This window comes from Veillonella sp. T11011-6 (assembly GCF_002959755.1).
Classification (GTDB): domain Bacteria; phylum Bacillota; class Negativicutes; order Veillonellales; family Veillonellaceae; genus Veillonella.
This window is the reverse complement of sequence record NZ_PPCW01000003.1, coordinates 68,095-88,687: the sequence shown is the minus strand read 5'-3', so window position 1 is coordinate 88,687 and position 20,593 is coordinate 68,095. Positions and strand designations below refer to the sequence as shown.

The window sequence follows — 20,593 nt, the reverse complement described above, 5'->3', positions numbered from 1 at the left end:
CTAACAATACTCTATTACATCTTAAATTTGAAATACACTTTTACACAATCTGATATCAACGGATATCTCTACTTACACAAGTTTTGTAGTTTCTAAACTAAGTTTTCTAAGCACTGTATCCAATACCTTAGCGCCTGTAACGATGTCATCCATTTCCGCAAATTCAGCTGGATTATGACTAATACCTTCGCGGCATGGGATAAAAATCATCCCAGTTGGAACATCATCGGCCCAGTGCATAGCATCATGACCAGCACCGCTTGGCATGGTCATATAGTCTACACCTACAGACTTAACAGCCTCTTCGATTTCTCGAATCATGGCCGGATGCATCGCTACAGGATGATCCTGTGCGATAGGCTCAATCGTATAGGATAAGCCTCGTTTCTCTGCAATAACATCAATAAATTCCTTAATGAGGGTAACTACAGAATCACGGGCCACCTTAGAAATACTGCGAATATCTATTCCTAGCTTCACCGCTCCAGGAATGACGTTCATCGCTCCTGGCATAACCTCAACAACACCGACTGTGCCAACTACTGGAGGCTCCTCTTGCATAGCGGCGATTTCCTCGATGCCAAGGATAATTTTAGACGCCCCACAGAGCGCATCATGGCGCAAGTTCATCGGTGTAGCACCGCTATGATCGGCATTACCACGAATGGTTACATAGAACCGTTCTGGTGCGGCAATACCAGTTACAACGCCGATAGGTTTCGCTTCGTGCTCTAACACCTTACCTTGTTCGATATGAATTTCTGTGAAAGACTTTACAGGTCTCTTATATTCCATATGCTCAATAGCATCTGGATTTAAATTACGCTCTTTCAATGCATCATACAAGGAAATGCCTTGTTTATCTACTAAGCGATGTAAATCTTGTAATGTCAATTCACCGCGCATAGCTTTACTACCCAATGTGGCTGCTCCAAAGCGGCTAGACTCTTCACACATAAAGTCTACTACTGCAATGGTATGGTCATGTTCAAAACCATCATCAATCATACTGCGAACCGCTTCGATAGCAGATAATACACCCACAACACCATCATAATTGCCCCCATTAGGCACGCTGTCCGTATGAGAACCAACCATGACTACTGGTAATTCTGGATTCTTACCAAGCTTATAGCCAATGACATTGCCAAATCCATCCGTTTCAACAGTTAGTCCCGCATCAATCATGCGATCTATAATATATTGGCGACCTGCCCAGTCTGCATCGGTAAAAGCAAGACGATGAATGCCTTCACCAGGTCCAGTAAACTGTGACATAGCTTCAAAATCGTTAGCTAAACGCTCTCGTTGAATCATATAACACCTCACAATCGAATACATCAATTACTGATAAATTATATGGTATCAATTGAATATCATACATATTGGCAACTGTATACCATATCCATTCTACTAGTACTACAGAATAACTATGATCTATATCATAGATATATCGAATCACTATTTAGAAATTAATCTATCAGTCAATAATTCTTATTTTAAATAGTGAGTTGCAATAGTACCTAATGCAACAATACCATTTAGCATATCTTCTTCGTCGATATCGAATAATGGATTATGATGAGGTGCTTTAATAGCTGAGCCCAATACCATATAGGTTGCTCGACCACCACGATCAATAACACGGTTTAAGAAATAGGCACAGTCTTCACTGCCACCGCCGCTATAATCGAATGGAACTTCTTTAAAGATACCTAATGGTTCAATGATAGATTGTACTTCGCGAGCTAAATCATCGCTAATACGTCCTGCAGGAGTTTCACCTTGTTTTGTAATTTCAAAGGTGCAATCATGCATTTCTGCAGCACCTTTAATAATCGTTTTAGTACGTTCAATCATGTAATCATTGATTTCTGTAGTAGCACCACGAGTTTCTAATTTAAGTGTCGCTACATCAGGAGTAACATTGCGACCTGTACCACTTTCAAAAACGCCTACATTCATACGAGATGCGCCCCCACTATGGCGAGCAATGGCTTGTAAGTTAATAACGGCTGTACAGCCTGCAAGCATAGCATTTTGTGCTTTTTCTGGAGAGCCTCCAGCATGAGCAGAATAACCGCGGAACACCGCATCAAGTTTTGTTGTCGCTAAGAAACCATGGTCGCTACACGCAAAACAATTGGATAGATTTTCATTAAATCCAATATGCATGCCGAACATCAAGTCAACATCATCTACTACGCCAGCCTCTACCATCGCTTTAGCACCACGTACGCCTTCCTCTGCTGGTTGGAAGATTAGTTTAATAGTACCCTTCAAGCCATCCTTATGTGTAGCAATATATTCAGCAAGGCCAAGGCCCATTGTCATATGTGTATCATGACCACAAGCATGCATAGCCTTCTCATGGCGGGAACGGAAACCATTCTTAGCAGGAATATGGTTAGATGCTTTAGATTCGATTACATCATTGGAATCCATATCTGCACGGAACGCTACTACAGGACCATCATCACTAAACTTCATAGTTGCCACAATAGCTGTTTTACCATAGCCCATCTTCTCTACTAGTTCAGGATCAGCACCTTCATCCATAGCACGAGCCATTGCTGCTTTCATAACATCCTCGCTAGGCAAGCCCATACGAGAATCTAAATCAAGCACTTCTGCACCGAGTGCCACATCATAACCCAAAGCAATTAGCTTTTCAGCTACTTTAGCGGCAGAACGATATTCGAGCCAAGCTGGCTCTGGATACATATGAAAATCTCGACGCATAGCGATAAAATCATCGCGGCGTTGTTGTACGAAATCTTTTACAGACATAGGAACCTCCTAAAAATTAATTAGTACTTATATATTAACTATATGAATAGATAAGTAAATAGTCAACCAAATAGGTCATGTATACAATATAAAGAGACTAGCTATGATATAATAATAGTAACAAAGAAGGTGCCTATGACATTAAATGTTAATAAAGAAAAACTCACCATTTTAGATGTACAATTTGATAATTATGAGGACTTTGATGCAGTTTGGTATGCCGTAGGTTCATCTATGATTGAAGACTTCACTCCTACAACTGAATCAGTTCTAGAATTAAAAAATTATGTTACAAACAGAAGGAAGGAACTACAAATTGGCTAAGAACCAATACAAAAGAAAGTATAATTAAGAACTTAGCTAAAATCTTAGATTGCCTAAATTTCTTTCATCCATTTAGGGAAGGTAATGGTCGCACACAACGTGAAGTTATTCGAGTATTAGCATTATCAAAGGGGTATAAAGCTCAAATTCGTGTTTCTGAAGATGATACTGTATATAATACCTATATGGACGGAACCGTACATGGCGACTTACAGAAACTAGAACTATTATTTGAGAAAATATTAGAAAAAATATAACATTTGATTACAAAAAACACATATACCTCATGGTATATGTGTTTTCGTTTGTTTATTTCATTTCTACTTTATTCAGTTTTTCTAGTACTTCTCGTTTGATTTGACGGTGTCGATCCCAAGCGATAATGAATACGGTTGCAATGATACAAATCATGCCAAAAATACCGACCAGCGTAAAACGATTCCCTAGCAATACCCATCCAAAGATTGCTGCTGAGATTGGTTCTAATGATGAAAGTATAGAGCCTTGTATAGCACCAATGAGTCTAACCCCTTCCATATAAGCATTAAAGGATACGACCGTACCAAGTATGATGATGGCGAATAATCCTAACCAGGTCATGCCATCCCAGAGGGCTTCCGATTCTACTTGTTGAAACATAGCTAAAGATAAAATACCACAGATAAACATGGCAAAGCCCACAATGGATGTAGTGCCATATTTCTTTAATAGCTCAATAGGTTGCAATGTATATACACAGATACTAGCTGCCGATACAAGCCCCCAGAATAAAGCAAGCACATTAAAGTTTGAAACATCTAGCCCTTCTTGCATGACGATACAGAGTGTTCCCACTAAGGCTAATACAATACAGAAAAACTCTGGTACAGATGGCTTTTTAAAGTATCTCAAAAACAAATAGATAATGATCAGCGTAGGCGCAACATATTGAAGGACCGTAGCAATACCGACGCCTGAAATGGCAATGGCCTTGAAATATGAGTACTGAGATAAAGCAATACCTAAAATACCAAATACTAATAATTTTCCTATATCCTTAGGTTCTGTAAAGATAGAGAAAATACGCTTACCATCCCTTATATAAGCAAGTCCTATCGTCAATATACCTGCTATGAGCAAACGCGCTTCTAGTAGCCACTCCACATTGATATGCTTTGCATTTTCTAGGAATTGTACAGATGTGCCTGATAGCCCCCAAAATAGGGCACCTAAAATGGCAAGGGCCATACCTTTCCATTGTTTTTTCTCCATACAACCTCCTATCACAACTACTTTTATATTATGTACAATCATAACAAAGAGGCCTCTAAACCGCAATATCCAGCAAAGAGACCTCAAACTATGTACGTTTTTCTAGAGCAATTATAATAACAGTAGCAATGATCATGGCCATGCCAATTAGCCCTAATGCACTAAATTGGTTGTCTAAAAATGCCCATCCAAAGAAAGCCGCCGAAATCGGTTCAATAGACGACAAGATGGATCCTGGTACTGCACCTATTCGTTTAACACCTTCTAAATAAGCATTAAAGGATACAATGGTCCCAAGAAAGACAACATTGAAACAGCCAATAACTGTCCATACATCCCACAAGGCATACGAATTTGGTTGGTGGAACAAGATAGCCGCCACAATACCACTGAGGAGCATACCAAAGCCTACAATCGGTAAGGTCCCATATTTATATAGTAAATCTACGGGAGAAACACTATATACAGCGACGCCTACAGCCGACAAGAGGCCCCACATAAGCACTGCAAGAGGGAAGCTTTCAAAAGAAAAGCCATCATTCCCCATCAAACAAATCGTACCTACCAAGGCCAATATAACAGAAATAATCTCCCCTTTAGAAGGACGTTTACCATAACGGGCAAGCATATAAATAATAATCATTGATGGCGCCAAGTATTGAAGCACCGTCGCAATACCGGCCCCTGCTAAAGCAATGGATTTAAAGTATGTATATTGGCATAAAGCCATGCCAAATACGCCAAAAACGATAAGGCCTGCTGTATCTTTTAAACTACGAAAGACATGGAAGATAGAATTACCATATTTAAACCATGCATAGATAACAGTCAATAGTCCTGCTGTAATTAATCGCATGGTGACTAGCCATTCCAAGTTCATATCCCTAAAGTTACTTAAGAACTGTACTGAAGCACCTGATACGCCCCATAAAACAGCACCTAATAGGGTTAGTAAGACACCTATAATTTCATATCGCTTCATAGGATTAGTCGCCTAAGAGATCTACATGTACTTTTACAACAACCTTGCGAATTTTAATAGGCTTATCATTAACAGCTAATAGTGGTCTATGGATATCAGATGGGAAGAATACTGTATAGTACCCTTCTGGACAGTGGATATGTCCTTCATCAACAGCTTCGTTTGGGTAGAAATAGCAATCACGATCTGGATAAGACTCCACAGGCTTTACGAGGCCTTTATCTACGAAAAAGCCCATATTTTCTTCCCCATCTACCATGAATTGAATATCTACATAGTTGCGATGAGACTCAGGTTTTGTAGTTTCAAACAATTTTGTTTCTACATCGTCTACATTGGCGTACATCATGTCCCCTTCAATGGCATGACGACCGCCTGGCAATGCTTTCAAATCTGTATTTTTTAAGAAATCTAAAGCTCGTACGATGGCTTTAGGATAACCCATTTTTGTATAATCTGCAGTAATGCTAGAGAAAAACATATATGATCCTTTCCCGATATATGGAAATAACACACGATACATAAGCAATTATATTATCTTAATGTTAGCACATATATACATAAAGGACTAGCAATTCTATGATTTCCACTGCATCTATACATACCAATGATTAGGTCCCCATATTCTCCGGTATCGATTAAGCTCTATCCTAATCTATTTCAAATATAGTAAAAGCCCTCCATACGCTACATATATGGAGGGCTCGTGTAAAATACTATTCAAATTTATGACTTACGTCAATTGTTATGCTATTAAGTTGTTACGATATGCAATTATCTATTCAGTTGTAGTGATTCTAACTGTATTTGATACAGTACGTGGACATGGTCTTACTTTATTCTTGAGTCTTACGAGCAGCGATAATTTCTTCCGCTTGCTTATGTGGAACCTCTTCATAAGTATAGAACTGACGGTTAAATACGCCTTGTCCTTGAGTGATGGAGCGCAATGCTGTCACATAGTCGGCCATTTCAGCCAATGGTACTTGAGCTTTAACAACAGAAATACCTGTTCTTTCACTTTGTTCCATGCCTAATACACGACCTCGACGGCTATTTAAATCACCCATGATGTCGCCCATGAAAGCATCTGGCGCAAACACGTTAACTTCATAGATTGGTTCTAATAGGACTGGTTTCGCCTTAGGAATTACATCCTTGATAGCCTGTGACGTAGCTACTTTGAATGCTAACTCTGAGGAGTCTACGCTATGGTAAGATCCATCCAAGAGTGTCACTTGCACGCCAATCATAGGATATCCCGCAATTAAGCCTTTATCTAGGGTTTCTTTGGCACCCTTTTCCACTGCTGGTATGTATTGTTTAGGTACAGCACCACCAAAGATTTTGTCTACAAACGCAAATTCGCTACCATCATATAATGGGTCCACTTGAATCTTAACGTGACCATATTGACCATGACCGCCACTTTGTTTCTTATATTTAGACTCGGTTTCAGCGGAGCCTTTAATGGTTTCGCGGTATGGAATGTATGGAGTCACAAGTTTAGCTTGTACGCCATATTTACGATCCATTTTGTTGAGGATATGCTCGAGATGAACCTCGCCCATACAATCGATTTGTAGTTGACGGGCCTCAGCATTTTTCACTACTACACAAGTAGGATCTTCTTCTGCTACTTTTAGAACAGCACCAGCTAATTTTTCCTCCTCACCTTTTTTCACAGGTTCTAATGCCACTGTGTATAGAGGTTGAGGGAATCGGATAGCATCGTATGTTACTTTAAAGTCAGGAGCAGTTAAAGTATCACCAGTTTTAGCATTAGCTAATTTCGGTATCACTACGATATCGCCAGCTTTAGCGGCAGATACAGGGATTTGTTGCTTCCCGATAAGGGTAACCATCTTGCCCCATTTTTCTTCTACACCTTGGTTTACATCATAAAGGCGATCGCCTTCTTTTAGTTCACCAGAGAAGATACGTACAAAGCTTTGTTTGCCTGCGAATGGGTCTAACAATGTTTTAAATACGAATGCAGTTAAAGGTTTATCTACATGTACTACACATTGTTCGCCGGTTTCCGCATCAGTTGCGGTCATCACTTTTTTAGTTGCATCCGGCATGTAACGAATCATACGATCCAATACTTGATCTAGGCCAATACGAGATGTGGCACTGCCACACATGATTGGGCACACACGGCCACTAATCATCCCTTCACGCAAGCCTTGGCGAATTTCCTCTAAGGATAATTCTTCGCCTTCTAAATATTTTTCCAACAATTCATCGCTACCTTCAGCCGCGGCTTCTACGGTCATTTCCCGAATTTCTTGAGCCTTTTCGATAAGGTGAGCTGGTACAGCAATCTCTGTTGGTTGGCCGTCCTTGTAAGTAAACGCAGTCATTTTTGCTACGTCTACGACGCCTTCAAAGTTGGCGCCTTCACCGATAGGAATCTGCAATGGCATAATGCCCTTACCAAATAATTCCCGCATTCTTTCAATAGTACCGAAGAAATCGGCACCATCAACATCCATTTTATTGATAAATGCCATGCGTGGCATTTGTAATTCCACTGCATAATCCCAAGCGCGAACTGTGTCAGTTTCTACACCAGATGTGGCGGATAGTACCATTAACATACCATCGCACGCACGCAAAGCGGCACGAACTTCGCCATGGAATTCATTATAGCCTGGAGTATCTACGAAGTTAACCTTGTGGTCATGCCATTCACATGGAGCCATGCCCAATTGAATTGTTACGTTACGTTTAATTTCTTCAGGTTCAAAGTCCATAATATGTTTATTGTCTTGGCCTTTACCTACGAAATCAACCGCACCAGAGGTTAACAACAAGGATTCAACAAGAGCTGTTTTACCTGCACCATCGTGGGAAACAACAGCAACGTTTCTAATTTTATCACTACTGTACTCTTTCATCGGAATCGCCTCCTTAATGGCAAATTACGGCTTTTGCTAATACATTTCGACACCCAAATAGAAAAGTCCTCTTTTTCCGAAAAAATTTATCAAAAAAAGAGGACTCTTTATTAATATTAATTTATAAATCAGTATTATCTACCCATTAAAGAGGCACAGCCACTAAGAAGTGCCATGAAAAGTGCCCAAATTATAGCGAAGATTATGGACGTTAAGATACTAGCAATGAATACTTTCATTTTAGTAAGCATTACTTGTGTTGCCATAAGTTCTAAGGATACCCAAATGGATATAACAAATAAGGCTATTGTTCCTACAAAATAGATGACACCAGCAAAAGCCCTACTATCGAATGCTAAACCTAACATGCCCATTAAAACCAAGATTATCGTATAACCAATACTAAATAATAGTACGCCATACCCTTGTAGATACCAACTAACTTTCATAATAGCTTGTACATTGTCGGTACCACCCATCTTAGTGATAACCCAGTTATATACATAGGAACCGATGGCCACCACCACAAAGGACCAGCCGATACAAATAAGCCATGCAAAGATGAACATAAAGCTGGCACCGATACCGAGTAAATAGGTTAAACCAGTAAATTCATTATGAGGGAGAAATGGAATTAGCATAGTCCCAAATAAAGCTAATATAATATATGGAATAGCCCACAGAAATACAGTGCCCCAGAATCCTTTTTGCAATGTCCCCGATTGTACAACTTGATCAATACCGCCGCTAAAAGGACTCACAAACAACCGCCAAAAATCAGAATACCATTTTGTCTTCATAATACACCTCATGTAATGGGGCCCCATCTATATATAGGTAAAACTACCCCAAAACTTATAATAGAATCAATGAATTAGCTACACAGAGAAAACTAAAACTCTCCCGTACGCTTGCCGTAATGTTTGGAGTCACCATTTTGCTTCCAACCTACGGTATCACCGATGGACATAACGCGGCGCGTTAAGCAGTCTTTACATTTGTCTGCATTGTCATCTACACAAGGTTTGTTATCATATAGCAAATACTTTGCCCGATGTTCCGGAATGGTAATGATAGGCATCAAAATATTGGCACCTGCAGCAAGGCCTTTTTCACGGCCTAGTTTATCCAAAGCTTGTAATGCCGTAGTAGCTGCAATATTGACATCTTTCAAGAACAGACGGGTTAACGCAATCATCTTAAGGCCTAATTGAATACGGCGCAATTTACCAGCTTCATCATCGATGCCCATAGCTAATGCTTCTTGGCCTAGCGGCGTATCGTGATGTACCACATAAGGTCCCATGCCAATCATGTCAATATCCATGTCACGATAGAACAAGATATCATTTACTAGGTCTTCTTCAGTTTGACCAGGCAAACCTATCATGACGCCTGTACCTACTTGGAAGCCTACGCGGCGCAAGCTACGTAAGCATTCAACGCGCGTTTCAAAGGAGTGCAATTCATCTTGAGGATGAATTTTATGGTACAGTTCTTTATTTGTTGTTTCAATGCGCAATAAATAACGACTAGCACCGGCTTCACGCATGCGGCGGTACGCCTCTTCACTTTGTTCCCCTACGCACATCGTAATGCCTAGAGAACCATCGCCGATGGCTTTAATATCGCGAATTAAATCCACCACATAATCAACGAAGACATCATCACAGCGTTCACCAGATTGGAGCGTAATAGAACCATATTCATGGTCATAGGCCCACTGTGCCATCTTGATAATATCTTCACGATTCATATCAAAGCGTTCCGTCTTATCATTTTCACGACGAATACCGCAATAATTACAGTTTTTGATGCATCGGTTCGAGAACTCGATGAGGCCACGATAGTACGCTACGGGTTGTACATATTTCGCCTTTACTTCGTAAGCCTTTTTATATATTAACTGCAACTGTTCTTCATCAGTTACAGACATGAGAAATCTTAGCTCATCCTCTGTTAGCCATTCATCGCCAACGAGGTCTTTCCCGAGAATATCTTGCACTTGCAAACAATCACTTCCTTTCATAACGAATCGTCATCGATTCGCTTGGTATGGTAATGGATTCAATATCTGTAACACAGATAAATCCATTAATTTCACGGGGCAAATCTCGTACATGTTTCACTTGCTTCATCAAACATGCATGAGCCATCATGCCACGACTCATTTTGGAGGACGTACTCATCTGTTTAAATGTGTCTCCTCGCAATTCCCAAAATTCAATAGTTACCACCTTTGGATGGTTCACCATTTTCGCATATTCTTTAGACGCTAGATTGAGGATCCAATCTTCCTTGTGAAAGTATGCATCCACCGTTTCGCGCCACGTATCGTATAAATTAATACCTACCTTATCGACCATATCTAGTCGATAATCGCGTACGCCCATCATAGGCTCTACAACGCCGTACAAGGCAGACATCACAACAAGATGGCTTTCACCAAAGGCCTTAGCCTTTTCAGACAAATTCGACCAGTTCAAATATTTAAAAGCAATACCATCGTAGCTTTCACAAGCATGCCCAACAGGATGGGACTTAAAGTCTTGGTAAAAATCAAAGAACGCCTGTGCCTTATCATCCTTGAGTTTCAAAGCCTTACCAAGGGCCGCCACATCTAGGGACTGTACATGTTTTACAAGGTCTTGCGTAATGTGCGGTTGAAATTGACCGTCCTGAACTGCACTATGTACTGCCCCATCACTGCCAACAGTAGTAATCGTTTTTGTCTTACTAGGAGAGAGGACGATTTTCATGGGATAATTCCGCCTTGATAGTTTCCTCTGTCAAATTGTCGATCAACTCAGGATTCCACAACATAAGAGGCACAGCCACTACATGGCTAGCTTTCATTTCTTTACATAAATTAATGCATTCTTTGAGGTAATCAGAATCATCATCTACAAGGTCGCATACGATCACAACGTGACGGCCTTTTAGATTAACACCTTCGTAGTCGATGCTGCCAGCAGATACTGTAAGCATACCAGTTTCCAAACGACCTTCACTCATGTCGTTCAAACGAGACATCAACACATGCTCGAGCATAGTAGATACAGGTGTTACCACACGACCAATGCCGATAAGAGCCTCAGGTTGGGCGTGAACAATAACTGTTTTCTTGCGTTTATCAGTTCTAAAATCAACGAGAGCTTTTTCTAAAGCGCCAAAGAACACGAATAATTGCCAAGGATCAAAAGAACCTGTTTGGAACATGTCGATAACAGAGCCATCCTCATCCATATTTAGGCGCGTTAATAATTCCTCTGCAATGTCGTTTACTACAACACTAAAATCAGATTGCATTGCATCTTGTACTTTTACTTCGTCTGCCATTAGGTCCTCCTAATTTCTATCTATTACACTGGTGAGGGAATTCTCCCTACAGATTTATACTATCTTTAATTGTAACATATTTTATAGCCCACATGGGTATTCTTGGATACGCTTTTTACATAATCAATATACATAACCGAATATGAAAAAAGACCGCCAACGCGGTCTTTTTCTCTATCATTATTAGCTTTACATTATGAGCTAACGATTCGATTATCTTCTCAGCCTTACGACTAGTCTACTAGCTTCATGCAAATATGAGATTGTGTATTATACACCTACTATAAGCTTATATGTTATGCGCCTACATAGAGTAGGTAGATGTTCATAGCGGTTACCACAATACCAATGCCCCATAATAGCACATTCGTATATGTATGGTTCGCATATTGCCCCATTACCTTGCGGCTACTAGTCATATATAGCTGCAAGAAAATCGTAATAGGCAATTGCAAGCTCAAGAACATTTGAGAGATTAACAAGGCTTGGAATGAATCAGTAACGAATACAATCAAAAGCAATGCTGGAATATATGTTAGTGCCAAGCCTAATCTTGTATGGAAGTCTTTCATATCGTAAGACTCACCAAACATACCGGCAAAGATACTCGCCCCTGCCATACCTGCCGTAGCAGACGATGCAAAGCCCGCAAAGAGCAATGCGATAGCAAAGATTGTACCTGCTGCAGGTCCAATGAGAGGTCGTAACAACTCCTCAGCCTGTTCAAGCTCCGTTACTTCAATGCCATGAGCAAAGAACACTGCCGCCGCCAATAAAATCATGGCAGAGTTAATCATCCAGCCAATACCCATAGATAATAGGGTGTCTAGAAATTCATAACGCAATTGGCGCTTCATTACAGAAGGATCTTGTGTGTTGAACTGGCGACTTTGAATGATTTCTGAGTGCAAGAACAAATTGTGAGGCATAATAACAGCCCCTAAGATACTCAAAATAACGAGCATCGATTCATTAGGAACCTTAGGATCTACCCAACCTATACCAGCTGCCGCCCAATCTACATTGACCATATTGACCTCTACGAGGTACGCCAACGCAATGAGGGATACGAATCCTGCAATGATGCGCTCTAGCTTCCGATAGGAATTGGTAATGAGCATAATGGTACAGATTACAGCCGTCAAGATACTGCCTATCAAAAGAGGAATGCCAAAAAGCATTTTCAATGCGATAGCTGCACCGATAAACTCGGCCAGTGCCGTTGCTGCCGCTGCAATGCCCGCCGTACTCAATACGAATCGAGATACATAACGCGGCAAGAATTCATAAGCACATTCGGATAAACATTGCCCTCGTACAATGCCTAAGTGGGCCACGTTATGTTGCAATAAAATGAGCATAATCGTAGATAGCGTAACTACCCACAATAGTTCATAGCCATAACTAGCACCAGCAGCTAGATTGGCCGCCCAATTGCCAGGGTCGATGAACCCAACTGTGACGATGATGCCAGGCCCTATGTATTTAAAGACCTCGCTCACCTGTTGCTTACCGTTTTGGTGGACGGTAAACAGCTGTTTCTTTAAAAAATCAATCATTATAACTCCTTAAATAGGGTTATAGAGTGAAAGTCATCTCCGTTTGCATGCGAGCATCGGTTTTAGATTTTGTATCCTTACCACCTGTATAACGGATACGCACATTATTATTTACTTTAACGCGAGAGTCATCAATTTTGAACTTCTTCATTTTTTCTTTGATTTGTTCATCAGTTAAAGCGCGCTCTTCTGGTTTTGCCACTTCGTCATTAGCTGTATCTAAAGCCTCTTGTTGCGATTTAGATACTTGGTATGTTTTACCAGATTTCTTAGCTTTTTCAGCACGTTTTTCGTCTAATTTTTGACGGCGCTCTTGCGTAACCTTCTTATCGCGAGCAATACGATAATCCATTACATCACGCATATTTTCTTGATAAATACGCAATGCATATTGGCGGTCGTTATCGTTCATTTGCTCCCGTTTAGTTACAACTTCATCGATAAGAGGCATGAGTTCATCCTTTGTATAGCTTGTATTGCCATCAAAGACAAAACCATGTGTATCTGTAATAGCACCGTGCTTAACTAATGTTTGTAATGCTGTATACGTCCAATCACTTGGCGTAATCACACCTGCACTCACGTGATGTTGTGCTTTGCTAGAGCTACTAACAGTTTCTACATCAGCACTCACCCCATCTACCATAGGACGTGCACTTGGAATAGAAATGCTTTCAGCATGAACAAAACCAACAGAAGCAACGAGACATAATGCACCGATACCAACAGTGCGACGAAGTAAATGTATGTGACGTGTATATTTTGTATTCATAAGAGTCTCCTTAAAATTACATTTGATACAATCTATTATATGAAACCCCTTATCATACGTCAACTCTATAACCTTACACACCTGTATAAATCAATATTTATAAGACCTCAGGCTCACTTGAGCCCTTACACCTTTAGGTCTATACCCAGTAAATTCCACAATAAATCAGAACCACCCGTAAAACGGGTGGTTTGCTCACGGGCTATAAGCCCGTAGTACTAGGCCAGCGTCTAAAGGCGCTGGCTTTCACTACGTTCAAGCCGCATAGCCATTGACTCGTAACGTTCCCCTTAAAGGGGATGTGTATTACTTGCTACCCTTAAAAGGGTCCTCATATTCTTTTACACTAAGTTTATCTTTCATTTGGTCATGTAACTCTTGCTCACGTATATATTTCTTTACTGTAGCCTCATTTAAACCTACCGTACTAACATAATACCCCTCGGACCAAAAGTGTCTATTTCCAAATTTATACTTTAAGTTTGCGTGTTTATCGAACATCATTAGTGCACTTTTCCCTTTTAAGTATCCCATAAAAGATGATACTGATATTTTAGGTGGGATTAATACTAGCATATGCACATGATCAGCCATAAGCTCCCCCTCTATTATCTTGACGCCCTTATATTCACATAAACGTCTCAATATTTCACGTAAACTATTTCTGTATTGATTATATATAACTTTACGTCTATACTTAGGTGTAAATACTATGTGGTATTTGCATAACCATTTTGTGTGCGCAAGGCTCTGTGTCTTTGTTGCCATATAAAATCACCTTTCTTTTGCATATAATGCGGCTTGAACACCTACATTATACTTAAGCAAGGTGATTTTTTTGTATAACTTTCGTTGCCGCACCCGCATAGCGGGTGGTTTAATGATTCGCGACTACGTCGCGAACCAGTCTAAAGACAATAACAAAAAGACCTCACATCGCGTGATGTGAGGTCTCAGCATGGCGGAGGATTAGGGATTCGAACCCTAGCGACGGTAACCCGCCCTAACGATTTAGCAAACCGTCCTCTTCAGCCTCTTGAGTAATCCTCCATGCTTTACTGGGTAATCATATCATACCCAATAAGGCATTGTCAATCGTATTATTTCAACATGGATTCAATGAACCAGATTTGTTTTACATAGTATGCAACGTGATCTTCCATCATGCTTACGAGCAAGAAGTCACCTTCTTCATCGGCAGCTGCACGGATTGCTACAGCTTGATCATTCATGTATTTGAAGTCTTTAAGAAGAATTTCAATTACTTTCGCTTGAGGGATATCTTCTTGACCCAATTCTTCAATTTTAGTCAATTTAGCGTATTCTGCAGAATTAACCAATGGGAATTGACCTTGCATTTTCACGTGTTCTGCTACTGCATCGAAGTATTCAAACGCTTCATCATAGATGGATTCCAAATATTCATGAATGGATTTGAATTGTGGACCTGTTACGTTGAAATGTAGGTTATGTAATTTTACGTTCCATACGGAAAGATCTGCTAAATATTGGTTTACTTGCTGTAAGTTTTTCATAGTAATTCTCCTTTTTCTTTTAATTCTCAAATATAGTTTATTCAAAATCTAGAATAAACCCAGTCGGCTTCTATGCCATCAATTCGTTTATCTAATTTGTAATCAGTATTGATTACATGACTTATTTTATCAATAATGATTTTCCTTGTCAATACATTAAATCGATTTTTTTGAATATTTTTATAAAAAAACCTCTAACTACTGGTTCAACTAATAGTTAGAGGTTCTATCCTTCTATATTATATGCGGTTTTATTACACTATATTAAATATAGTATTCTATGTAATCGTCAGGAATTTTCTTTTCCTCTGCCTGGCCATTATTAGTACGACGAGGTTTACGGACATACATATTTTCCGGATCCGTTTCAAAGATAACCATATCTTTAGGGATATCGTGTTTGATAACGAGGTTACAACCGATTTTAGTACGCGCCCCAATAGTAATATCCCCTAAGATTTTCGTGCCTGTACCGATGAGCACTTCGTCTTCGATGGTCGGATGACGTTTTACCTTTTTAGAAGACATGCCGCCTAACGTCACTTGGTGGAACAAGGTCACATTATCCCCTACGATTGCCGTTTCACCGATAACGACACCCATGCCATGGTCGATAAATAAACCACGACCGATGGTAGCACCTGGATGGATTTCAATGCCGGTTACGTGACGAGAATGAAGTGCTACACGACGAGCCAAGGTTGGCCAACCCGCCTTATAGAGGCGATGCGCAAAGAAATGCCAAAACAAGGCTGTAATATGCGGGTATGTCCAAATGACCATCCACACATTCGTTGCTGCCGGGTCAGAATCCATTACGCGCTTAATATTATATTGAATTTTGCCCCATAATTCGCGTAAACCTTGTATCATAGCGACTCCATCTCAAATAACTCTACTCATATATAATATATAGTATACAACATATGTGGTATGTATTCCTATACATAAGATGCTTTATCTATGCGAAATCCGTTACTTTACATATTCATTATTGGCGAAGTCCAAAAGGGATAAATATTTTTCTACCCCATCTGGCGCAATCACCACAATATTAGCCTTTGGCTCTTCCCGCGCAATACGCTTTGCCGCAACGATAGCAGCCCCTGAGGAAAGGCCAATAGAAACACCGCTTTCACGCATAAAGGTTTGCACTTCGCTGAAAGCCTCTTCATCGCTTACAGTTTGTACACCGTCCATTAAGCTTTGATCAAAGTTTTCAGGAATAAAGCCTGCCCCAATGCCTTGAATTTTGTGAGGGCCGCCCTTACCTTCCGTAATGGCTGGAGAACCTGTTGGCTCTACGGCGATGGCTTTCAAGTTAGGATTATGTTCTTTCAAACGTTTTGCAACGCCTGTGAAAGTCCCCCCAGTACCGATACCAGCTATGAATACATCTACATTTGGCACTTGTTCTACGATTTCAGCACCAGTTGTACGATAATGCATATCTGGGTTTGCAGGGTTTACGAATTGGCCCAATGTGAAAGCATTTGGATATTTATCTAAAATTTCATTAGCGCGTTCAAGAGCACCTCTCATCCCCGTTTCTTTCGGCGTTAATATGAGCTGTGCACCATAGGCCTTAATAAGTTCACGGCGTTCTTTACTCATGCTTTCAGGCATAATAATAACAGTTTTAATATGCAAGATAGCGCCCACCATGGCAAGAGCAATGCCTGTATTACCGCTTGTAGCTTCAACGATAATGCTATCTTCGTGAAGGCGTCCTTTTTCCTTAGCGTCTTGCAACATGCCAAGTACAGCACGGTCTTTCACAGAACCGCCTACATTATATTTTTCAAGTTTTACATAGATATTGGTGTTTGGTAATTGATATACCGGAGTTTTACCAATCAGTTCAGTTGTTTGATTTGTGACTATGCTCATCTGATCCTCCTTTTGGCGATAGATGATAAAAATCGTCCTCAGGAACATCCCAAGGACGATATGAATTTCACCTTGTTATTCTCTATACACTGGATATAACCATTTGTGTATTCTCATAAATACACTCATACTCTATCACCTGCATCTATGCATTGTCAAGAGAATGAGAACCGCTTTTAAAACCCTAAAAATACAGGAAATAACTAGGTTTATTTATAGCTTTGTCAACGTGTCTACCACCACATTCCAGGTAATAGGCACCATAATAATAGCTAGCGCAAGCCCAATAAAGATGACTGCCCCTATTATAACGGTAAGCCGTGGAATGATGGCTATCACAGTACTATTCGCTACGTTATAAGCCTTGTCTATGTCATAGTGCAGTGCTACATAACCCCATAGAAATCCTACTATCAAATATGTCGCTACATAAGGGTCCAATATGATATGCGTTGATGCCATCAATTCAACATGCATTAATCGATTGATGACTGGTGAAAGTAACACATTAGTGAGTATAGCTATAAGCTTGAACCACACAAGGCATATAATATAAGGCCACATAGTTCTCATGGTCATCCGCATCATGTAAAGCAATCCTACAAAAGCTAAGCCCAACCCGCCCTTTTCACGGGCCATGTACCGCTCCATCCAGGAAGGTTGCTCTTTGCCTTGATGTAGTTGGTCATAATGAAATGATAAGTTTCTTTCACCATGAGCCAAATCGACGAGGCCTAACACTTGTAACAAAACTAAAACAAAGACGAAAACAACGCCTATTTGGAAGCTTTCACTAAAGAATATCGCCATCGGGTCAAATGTTAGCTCACTCAAAGACGATAAATTACCATACACATCATAAAATGCAGCATATATGCCATTTGTTATGAGTACATCCACGATAAATAGGGTCAATATAAAAATAAGATACCCATTCCACCGAGTCCATCTGCTAAGATGTGACAACTGTGTATGCTCCCCTACGATTATGGATGCAGGGTGAATAGACAAGATCACACCGATCATAAAAAACATTATGAACGATGTGCCCATTGTTATATATTCATATACCATATTAACGGTATGCTACGCGTTCAGGCTGCATGTCGTGAAAATGAAGGCGCTCTTTTGCCGTCTTCTCCCACTCTGTACCAGGCTTGCCGTAGTTTGCGTATGGATCGATGGACAAACCACCGCGTGGTGTAAACTTGCCCCATACCTCGATGTACTTAGGATCCATCAACTTGATGAGGTCTTTCATGATGATATTGATGCAATCTTCGTGGAAGTCCCCATGATTACGGAAGCTAAATAAATACAATTTCAAAGACTTGGACTCAACCATTTTCTTATCTGGTACATAAGAAATATAGATTGTGGCAAAGTCAGGTTGACCTGTCATAGGACACAAGCTAGTGAACTCAGGACAATTAAACTTAACGAAGTAATCGTTGTCTGGGTGCTTGTTATCAAATGCCTCTAATACCTGTGGTGCATAATCAGTTGGGTAATCGGTCTTGTGACCTAACATCGTTACCCCTTGTAACTCTTTTTCAGATCTGCCGGATGCCATAAGGAACCTCTTTCTATATCTTCTAAAACTCTATAATTAAATATATTGAATAATTCATGTAATACTTAATTATAGCATACAAAAGAATACACTACTTATAGAGATAAACGATTTCAGACTATAGTTAAATGACCAGTTCATCCTATGTCTCTGCATAAACTATCCTATCCCCATACTCTAGTTCAATTATATTGCGCTCACATATAGATTGTGTAAAATTAAAATTTATAATAAAATATTCATATACATTTGGTAATGTTAGTTTATTCAGAACGATATAATACCTTATGGAGGTCACTTATGAAATTAAAACAGCTTATTTTATCTAGCATCGCTGTAGGTGCATTAGCTTTCACATTTGGCACGGCACAACCTGCACAAGCGGCTATTGGCATGGAGAATCCAGGTCCAGCTATGAACCTTGAAAAACCGGCATCTGTTACAACTGCTCATCATATCAATGTAGATGGTAAAGTGGTTGAACCTATCAACGGTCAACAAAATGTAATCTATGTAGATGGTCAGCCACTCGTAGCATTACGCCAAGTATCTGAAGCTTTAGGCTATAAGGTGGCATGGGATGAGCCTACTAAAACAGCATTAGTGGACATGAACATTGCTACACTGGCAATCCAACCAGATTCTGCAGAAGTTGTCCGTCATGGTAAATTAAAAATCATTAACCTTGATACTTCCGAATCCTTCTTGCCTACAGCTCGCAAGGTAGATGGTACTATCTTTGTAAAACCACAAGTATTCAAATTATTATTGAACGATGTAAAAATTACAAAGGATGAAATCTTCATCGCCCCTCAACGTGCACAATTAGCATCTACTACAAACACAGAGGTATCTCACAAGAATGAACTCAACACATTCTTGCCACCAGCTCAAAATGATGTAAAGAAAAAAGAAGATCCAAAGGCTACAGAAAAACCTCTTATTAAAATTAAGAAATCCTTAGCTAAAGATACTGTAACTACAGATGATCAAGCTCAATCTACAGACAAATCTGAATACCAACGTGCTAACGGATTAGATCGATAACCGAAATTAAGAGATTGTTGAGCAAGCTCTCAACGCATTAAAAAATTTATGCAAATAAAAAGGTCCCATACGGGACCTTTTTATTATATAGCATATATAATTATTCGAAATTAGTTTTACTAAATTTGATGACTATATTATCTGCCAAAACCATAACGGTTAAGTGCCGTATTACCACTACCATATATAGCCATGATCTTCGCCATGAAATAGTCAGCTACTGCTAGAGAGTATGCTGCAATATCATTGTAATCAGAGTATTTTGGTGCAACATTAGTCACAGTAATGTTTTCAATAGTAGTACTAGCTTTAGGAGTAGTCAATTTATTTGTAGTAGGTGCAGGATTTGTAACAGTTACTGTAGAACCCATAGCTGGATTAACATAACCTGTTGGAGTAGATACTGGCGGACGTTGGGAATCAGTATATTTGTAGCCATAAGAAGCGTCTGCTTGTTGTGGTGCTACTGTAACAGCGCCAAAAGCAAGTACAGCTGCGGCCAAAACGATAGAGAATTGTTTTGATGCTTTCATAAAAAACCTCCAAATAACACAAAAGTATTTTATCAAAAATTATGATAACGGAGATTTATTATAAACCATCTAAATAAATGCACAATGAAAGAGAG

Annotated in this window: 22 protein-coding genes and 1 tRNA gene; 3 read left to right on the top strand and 20 right to left on the bottom strand. The window is 39.8% G+C overall.

Features of this window, described 5'->3' with window-relative positions; genetic code table 11:
• Positions 1 to 72: 72 nt before the first annotated feature.
• Both VRHSUH10_RS04470 and VRHSUH10_RS04465 read right to left on the bottom strand, forming a co-directional pair.
• On the bottom strand, positions 73 to 1,317 hold the full coding sequence (locus VRHSUH10_RS04470) for a M20 family metallo-hydrolase (protein WP_105089609.1): 1,245 nt from the start codon (positions 1,315 to 1,317) through the stop codon (positions 73 to 75).
• Positions 1,318 to 1,494: 177 nt separating this feature from the next.
• Complete coding sequence (locus VRHSUH10_RS04465; protein WP_105089608.1) at positions 1,495 to 2,790, bottom strand: amidohydrolase; 1,296 nt, start codon at positions 2,788 to 2,790, stop codon at positions 1,495 to 1,497.
• Positions 2,791 to 2,925: 135 nt separating this feature from the next.
• Between VRHSUH10_RS04465 and VRHSUH10_RS04460 the strand changes: the two genes are divergently transcribed.
• Together VRHSUH10_RS04460 and VRHSUH10_RS04455 are read left to right on the top strand one after the other, a co-directional pair.
• On the top strand, positions 2,926 to 3,114 hold the full coding sequence (locus VRHSUH10_RS04460; RefSeq protein ID WP_060925036.1) for a hypothetical protein: 189 nt from the start codon (positions 2,926 to 2,928) through the stop codon (positions 3,112 to 3,114).
• On the top strand, positions 3,054 to 3,371 hold the full coding sequence (locus VRHSUH10_RS04455) for a Fic family protein (RefSeq protein WP_316062022.1): 318 nt from the start codon (positions 3,054 to 3,056) through the stop codon (positions 3,369 to 3,371). The genes VRHSUH10_RS04460 and VRHSUH10_RS04455 overlap by 61 nt, the downstream gene beginning before the upstream one ends.
• A gap of 52 nt (positions 3,372 to 3,423) precedes the next feature.
• Here VRHSUH10_RS04455 and VRHSUH10_RS04450 read toward each other — a convergent pair whose 3' ends face one another.
• The 17 genes from VRHSUH10_RS04450 to queF form a co-directional block, all read right to left on the bottom strand.
• On the bottom strand, positions 3,424 to 4,365 hold the full coding sequence (locus VRHSUH10_RS04450) for a DMT family transporter (RefSeq protein ID WP_105089607.1): 942 nt from the start codon (positions 4,363 to 4,365) through the stop codon (positions 3,424 to 3,426).
• Between the two features lie 88 nt (positions 4,366 to 4,453).
• The gene (locus VRHSUH10_RS04445; RefSeq protein ID WP_105089606.1) at positions 4,454 to 5,347 is read right to left on the bottom strand and encodes a DMT family transporter; all 894 of its coding nucleotides are present in this window, start codon (positions 5,345 to 5,347) and stop codon (positions 4,454 to 4,456) included.
• Between the two features lie 4 nt (positions 5,348 to 5,351).
• Positions 5,352 to 5,828, bottom strand: a complete 477-nt coding sequence (locus VRHSUH10_RS04440; protein ID WP_060925033.1) for a YhcH/YjgK/YiaL family protein — start codon at positions 5,826 to 5,828, stop codon at positions 5,352 to 5,354.
• A gap of 355 nt (positions 5,829 to 6,183) precedes the next feature.
• Positions 6,184 to 8,250 carry an elongation factor G gene (gene fusA, locus VRHSUH10_RS04435; protein ID WP_060925032.1) on the bottom strand — a complete coding sequence of 689 codons (2,067 nt, stop codon included), beginning with the start codon at positions 8,248 to 8,250 and terminating at the stop codon, positions 6,184 to 6,186.
• A gap of 134 nt (positions 8,251 to 8,384) precedes the next feature.
• Positions 8,385 to 9,050, bottom strand: a complete 666-nt coding sequence (locus VRHSUH10_RS04430) for a hypothetical protein (protein ID WP_105089605.1) — start codon at positions 9,048 to 9,050, stop codon at positions 8,385 to 8,387.
• 92 nt (positions 9,051 to 9,142) lie between these two features.
• Positions 9,143 to 10,261: a [FeFe] hydrogenase H-cluster radical SAM maturase HydE gene (hydE, locus tag VRHSUH10_RS04425; RefSeq protein WP_105089629.1), complete on the bottom strand. Its 1,119-nt coding sequence runs from the start codon at positions 10,259 to 10,261 to the stop codon at positions 9,143 to 9,145.
• 4 nt (positions 10,262 to 10,265) lie between these two features.
• Positions 10,266 to 11,009, bottom strand: coding sequence for a YaaA family protein (locus VRHSUH10_RS04420; RefSeq protein ID WP_105089604.1), 744 nt, complete (start codon positions 11,007 to 11,009; stop codon positions 10,266 to 10,268).
• A complete protein-coding gene (locus tag VRHSUH10_RS04415) occupies positions 10,987 to 11,589 on the bottom strand; it encodes a hypothetical protein (RefSeq protein ID WP_105089603.1) in 603 nt (200 codons plus the stop codon). The genes VRHSUH10_RS04420 and VRHSUH10_RS04415 overlap by 23 nt, the downstream gene beginning before the upstream one ends.
• 296 nt (positions 11,590 to 11,885) lie before the next feature.
• Positions 11,886 to 13,148 carry an Nramp family divalent metal transporter gene (locus tag VRHSUH10_RS04410; RefSeq protein WP_105089602.1) on the bottom strand — a complete coding sequence of 421 codons (1,263 nt, stop codon included), beginning with the start codon at positions 13,146 to 13,148 and terminating at the stop codon, positions 11,886 to 11,888.
• Between the two features lie 19 nt (positions 13,149 to 13,167).
• On the bottom strand, positions 13,168 to 13,920 hold the full coding sequence (locus tag VRHSUH10_RS04405) for a hypothetical protein (RefSeq protein WP_105089601.1): 753 nt from the start codon (positions 13,918 to 13,920) through the stop codon (positions 13,168 to 13,170).
• A gap of 306 nt (positions 13,921 to 14,226) precedes the next feature.
• Entirely contained in the window at positions 14,227 to 14,688 is a 462-nt protein-coding gene (gene tnpA / locus VRHSUH10_RS04400; RefSeq protein ID WP_005380067.1) for an IS200/IS605 family transposase, read from the bottom strand.
• Positions 14,689 to 14,879: 191 nt separating this feature from the next.
• A tRNA-Ser gene (locus tag VRHSUH10_RS04395) sits at positions 14,880 to 14,970 on the bottom strand.
• Between the two features lie 50 nt (positions 14,971 to 15,020).
• Positions 15,021 to 15,455, bottom strand: coding sequence for a DNA starvation/stationary phase protection protein (locus VRHSUH10_RS04390; RefSeq protein ID WP_005387520.1), 435 nt, complete (start codon positions 15,453 to 15,455; stop codon positions 15,021 to 15,023).
• Positions 15,456 to 15,719: 264 nt separating this feature from the next.
• Complete coding sequence (gene epsC / locus VRHSUH10_RS04385) at positions 15,720 to 16,328, bottom strand: serine O-acetyltransferase EpsC (protein ID WP_005387517.1); 609 nt, start codon at positions 16,326 to 16,328, stop codon at positions 15,720 to 15,722.
• A 102-nt stretch (positions 16,329 to 16,430) separates the two neighbouring features.
• Positions 16,431 to 17,345: a cysteine synthase A gene (gene cysK / locus VRHSUH10_RS04380; RefSeq protein WP_105089600.1), complete on the bottom strand. Its 915-nt coding sequence runs from the start codon at positions 17,343 to 17,345 to the stop codon at positions 16,431 to 16,433.
• A 213-nt stretch (positions 17,346 to 17,558) separates the two neighbouring features.
• Complete coding sequence (locus tag VRHSUH10_RS04375; RefSeq protein ID WP_233187075.1) at positions 17,559 to 18,380, bottom strand: hypothetical protein; 822 nt, start codon at positions 18,378 to 18,380, stop codon at positions 17,559 to 17,561.
• A gap of 40 nt (positions 18,381 to 18,420) precedes the next feature.
• Positions 18,421 to 18,918 carry a preQ(1) synthase gene (queF, locus tag VRHSUH10_RS04370; protein ID WP_005387511.1) on the bottom strand — a complete coding sequence of 166 codons (498 nt, stop codon included), beginning with the start codon at positions 18,916 to 18,918 and terminating at the stop codon, positions 18,421 to 18,423.
• A 300-nt stretch (positions 18,919 to 19,218) separates the two neighbouring features.
• On the opposite strand from queF, the gene VRHSUH10_RS04365 reads away from it, so the two are divergent.
• Positions 19,219 to 19,965: a copper amine oxidase N-terminal domain-containing protein gene (locus VRHSUH10_RS04365; protein WP_105089598.1), complete on the top strand. Its 747-nt coding sequence runs from the start codon at positions 19,219 to 19,221 to the stop codon at positions 19,963 to 19,965.
• Positions 19,966 to 20,102: 137 nt separating this feature from the next.
• Here VRHSUH10_RS04365 and VRHSUH10_RS04360 read toward each other — a convergent pair whose 3' ends face one another.
• The gene (locus VRHSUH10_RS04360; RefSeq protein WP_105089597.1) at positions 20,103 to 20,498 is read right to left on the bottom strand and encodes a hypothetical protein; all 396 of its coding nucleotides are present in this window, start codon (positions 20,496 to 20,498) and stop codon (positions 20,103 to 20,105) included.
• Positions 20,499 to 20,593: the final 95 nt, after the last annotated feature.